Source organism: Phocaeicola sp., assembly GCF_048170425.1.
Lineage (GTDB): Bacteria > Bacteroidota > Bacteroidia > Bacteroidales > Bacteroidaceae > Phocaeicola.
In genome coordinates this window covers 1-3,896 of the sequence record NZ_DBEXBB010000309.1, presented here as the reverse complement: position 1 = coordinate 3,896, position 3,896 = coordinate 1, and the positions used below count along the sequence as shown (strand labels likewise).

General features: G+C 49.5%; 5 protein-coding genes. All 5 read left to right on the top strand.

The window, feature by feature from the left end; all coding sequences use genetic code 11:
- Positions 1-236 precede the first annotated feature (236 nt).
- The 5 genes from atpD (at position 237) to atpE (ending at position 3,887) form a co-directional block, all read left to right on the top strand.
- Positions 237-1,766, top strand: coding sequence for a F0F1 ATP synthase subunit beta (atpD, locus tag ACMJ0U_RS11845; RefSeq protein ID WP_417130099.1), 1,530 nt, complete (start codon positions 237-239; stop codon positions 1,764-1,766).
- A gap of 37 nt (positions 1,767-1,803) precedes the next feature.
- Positions 1,804-2,049, top strand: coding sequence for an ATP synthase F1 subunit epsilon (gene atpC / locus ACMJ0U_RS11840; protein ID WP_417130098.1), 246 nt, complete (start codon positions 1,804-1,806; stop codon positions 2,047-2,049).
- Between the two features lie 69 nt (positions 2,050-2,118).
- Positions 2,119-2,610, top strand: a complete 492-nt coding sequence (locus tag ACMJ0U_RS11835; protein ID WP_417130097.1) for a hypothetical protein — start codon at positions 2,119-2,121, stop codon at positions 2,608-2,610.
- A complete protein-coding gene (gene atpB / locus ACMJ0U_RS11830) occupies positions 2,528-3,589 on the top strand; it encodes a F0F1 ATP synthase subunit A (protein WP_417130096.1) in 1,062 nt (353 codons plus the stop codon). The genes ACMJ0U_RS11835 and atpB overlap by 83 nt, the downstream gene beginning before the upstream one ends.
- A 43-nt stretch (positions 3,590-3,632) precedes the next feature.
- Positions 3,633-3,887 carry an ATP synthase F0 subunit C gene (gene atpE, locus ACMJ0U_RS11825; protein WP_007558852.1) on the top strand — a complete coding sequence of 85 codons (255 nt, stop codon included), beginning with the start codon at positions 3,633-3,635 and terminating at the stop codon, positions 3,885-3,887.
- The last annotated feature ends 9 nt before the right edge of the window (positions 3,888-3,896 follow it).

Sequence of the window (3,896 nt, the reverse complement as noted above, 5' to 3'; positions counted from 1 at the left end):
TTAGCATATTCGGCTTTCGTGTGAACGAGTGTGAAACGATTTGTCCGATATTTCTTGATTTATGTCTGTTATTCGGGGAATCCGTCTAAAAAATGTTATATGGAGTTACACATATGAGACTTTATTCTGTAAATTTGCGTTACAGAAATGGTTAAATTTTAAACAAATACCCGGGATGTTTGTTTAAGAGGTAAGAACTATGGATGATTCATTCTTTTAAATTAAAATAATTGCTTATGTCAAAAATCGTTGGACACATTTCGCAGGTAATCGGTCCGGTGGTCGATGTGTACTTCAAGTTTGAAGAAGGACAAGACGTGGAACACGCCTTGCCGAAGATCCACGATGCCATGACGATTGCCCGTAACGACGGGCGTACGCTGGTGATTGAAGTGCAGCAGCATATCGGTGAAGACACGGTACGCTGCGTGGCCATGGACAGTACGGACGGGTTGAAGCGCGGAATGGAAGTCGTTCCTACGGGGCATCCGATTTCGATGCCTATCGGAAACCAGATTAAGGGCCGTGTGATGAATGTGGTAGGTGATACCATTGACGGTATGAAAGAACTGGACAAGACGGACGGATTTCCCATTCACCGTGAACCTCCGAAATTCGAAGACCTGGCTACTACCCAGGAAGTATTGTTTACCGGTATCAAGGTCATCGACCTGCTGGAACCTTACCTGAAGGGTGGTAAAATCGGTCTGTTTGGTGGGGCGGGTGTAGGAAAAACCGTGCTCATCAAAGAGTTAATCAACAACATTGCCAAGAAACACAATGGTTTCTCCGTGTTTGCCGGAGTGGGTGAGCGTACCCGTGAAGGTAACGACCTGCTGAGAGAAATGATTGAATCTGGCGTAATCCGCTACGGTGACGAATTCCTCAAGAGCATGGAGGAAGGGAACTGGGATCTTTCGAAGGTGGATTACAAGGAAGTGGAAAAATCGCAGGTAGCCATGGTGTTCGGACAGATGAACGAGCCTCCCGGTGCCCGTCAGTCAGTAGCCTTGTCGGGGCTGACACTGGCCGAGTCTTTCCGTGACCGCCAGACGGGTGAAAACGGTCCGCGTGATATTCTGTTCTTTATCGACAACATCTTCCGTTTCACGCAGGCAGGTTCTGAGGTATCGGCTCTGTTGGGACGTATGCCTTCGGCAGTAGGTTACCAGCCTACACTGGCTACGGAAATGGGACAGATGCAGGAACGTATCACTTCCACTAAGAACGGCTCCATTACTTCCGTGCAGGCGGTGTATGTGCCGGCCGATGACTTGACCGACCCTGCTCCGGCTACCACCTTTACGCACCTGGATGCCACTACGGTGTTGAGCCGTAAGATTACCGAGCTGGGTATCTATCCGGCTGTAGACCCGCTGGACTCTACGTCGCGTATCCTCGACCCGCTGATTGTGGGTAAGGACCACTACGAAACGGCTCAGCGCGTGATACAGATTCTGCAGCGCAACAAGGAACTTCAGGATATTATCTCTATCTTGGGTATGGATGAACTTTCGGATGAAGACCGTCTGACGGTGAACCGTGCCCGCCGCGTGCAGCGATTCCTTTCGCAGCCGTTTGCCGTGGCCGAGCAGTTTACGGGCGTACCGGGTGTGATGGTTTCCATAGAAGACACCATCAAGGGATTCAAGATGATTCTGGACGGCGAGGTGGATTATCTGCCTGAACAGGCTTTCCTGAACGTAGGTACCATTGAGGACGCCATCGAGAAGGGTAAGAAGCTGATGGAAGTGGCTAAGAGTTAATAATTAAAAGTTAAAAGTTAAAAGCTGATAGCTTAATATGAAAGAATTTCATCTGGTTATCGTTTCACCCGAAAAACTGGTTTACGAAGGAAAAGTGAGCCAGGTGACCTTTCCGGGAAGCGCAGGAAAATTTCAGGTCATGGCCGACCATGCCCCGCTGATTTCCACGCTCTCGGCCGGGGAAGTGAAATACGTGGCCGGACAGGAAACGCAATCCCTGCAAATCAAGGGGGGATTCGTGGAAGTCAAGGAGAATCAGATTTCAGTCTGTGTGGAGCTCTGAGAGGAGCGAAGCAGGCGATGAACCGAATATGTTTTTGGCGGCTTTCCGGATGAAAAACCGCACGATACTATGTTTTTGTTGACCGTTAAGAAGAAATTTATAAAAGAACTGACCGTGACTGGAATTGTGCTGACAGCGCTCGTCGCCGTGGTATATCATCTGTTCATTCCCGACAGGTACTTCCTGTGGTTCCCGGCCATTCCGATATTCTTCTATCTTTTCGGCCTGTTTTACATAGAACTGTTCGCGTTCAACTATCGCGTGGGGCTGGAACGGATTGCGATGACGTATCTGGTGTGCAAGGTACTGAAATTCATAATCAGTGCCATGCTGCTGATGTTCTACGGATTTGTGATAGGACATGAAGTGGTGGCGTTCATGCTGACCTTCATCTTCTTCTACTTTGCGTTTCTGCTATTCGAAACCCGTTTTTTCCTTCTTTTTGAAGCGAAACTCAAACTAAGAAAAAAAGCTAATGATGAAAAAAATACGGTACATAATCATCACGCTGTTACTGCTGATGGCGGTTCCGGCTGCGCTGACGAAGGCACAGGCCGCTGAGGGTGACATCGACGTGAACGAACTGGTGTTCGGACACATTGGCGATGCCTACCAGTGGCACATTGCGAAGTTTGGCGATATGGAGGTAAGCATTCCGCTGCCGGTAATCGTGAAAAGCAGTACGGGCTGGCATGTGTTCTCGTCTGCTCGGCTGGAGGAAGGTCCTTACGAGGGGCTGTACGTGGCCGAGGGCGGTGCTTACGACGGCAAGATTGTGGAACGCAATGCGGCCGGCGAGGAGGTGCGTCCGCTGGACATCTCCATCACGAAGAATGTGCTGGGCTTGTTTATCAACAGTGCGGTGCTGCTGGTCATCATGATGAGTTGCGTACGCTGGTACAAGAAACATCCGCTGGAAGACGGGGCACCCAAGGGGGGCGTCGGCATGATTGAGGTCACGGTGCTTTCTATCTACAACGACGTGATTAAGGGCTGCATCGGCGAGAATTACCGCCGCTACGCACCTTATCTGCTTACGGCGTTCTTCTTCGTGCTGGTGAACAACCTGATGGGGCTGATTCCTATCTTCCCCGGAGGCGCCAATGTGACGGGTAACATCGCCATTACGTTAGTGCTGGCTTTGTGTACGTTCGTGCTGACCAACGTGTATGGTACGAAGGCTTATTGGAAGGAAATCTTCTGGCCCGACGTGCCTACGTGGTTGAAGGCGCCGATTCCAATGATGCCGCTGATTGAATTTTTCGGTATCTTTACCAAACCGTTTGCACTGATGATCCGTTTGTTTGCCAACATCATGGCAGGACATGCGGCCGTGCTCAGTCTGGTGGCCATTATCTTTATCACGGTGAAGTCGGGTCCGGTAATTAACGGCTCGATGACGGTGGTATCGGTGGCATTCAGCATTTTCATGGATGCGCTGGAAATTCTGGTGGCATTCATCCAGGCATACGTCTTCACAATGCTGTCGGCCGTGTTTATCGGTCTGTCGCAGGTGAAGGAACATGCCGAAAAACAATAGATTCAAAGAAAATTAAAGTATAACCTTTTAAAACAAGAAAATTATGTTATTGTCAGTTTTATTGCAGGCAGCTGCAGGTGTAGGTATTAGTAAGTTGGGCGCCGCTATCGGTGCAGGTATTGCAGTTTTGGGTGCCGGTATCGGTATCGGTAAGATTGGTAGCTCGGCCATGGAAGGTATCGCACGCCAGCCGGAAGCTTCAGGCGACTTGCGTATGAACATGATTATCGCTGCGGCGCTGGTAGAAGGTGTGGCACTGATTGCTATCGTGGTTTGTTTGTTGACTTTGTTCTTGTAAAAATAAAAC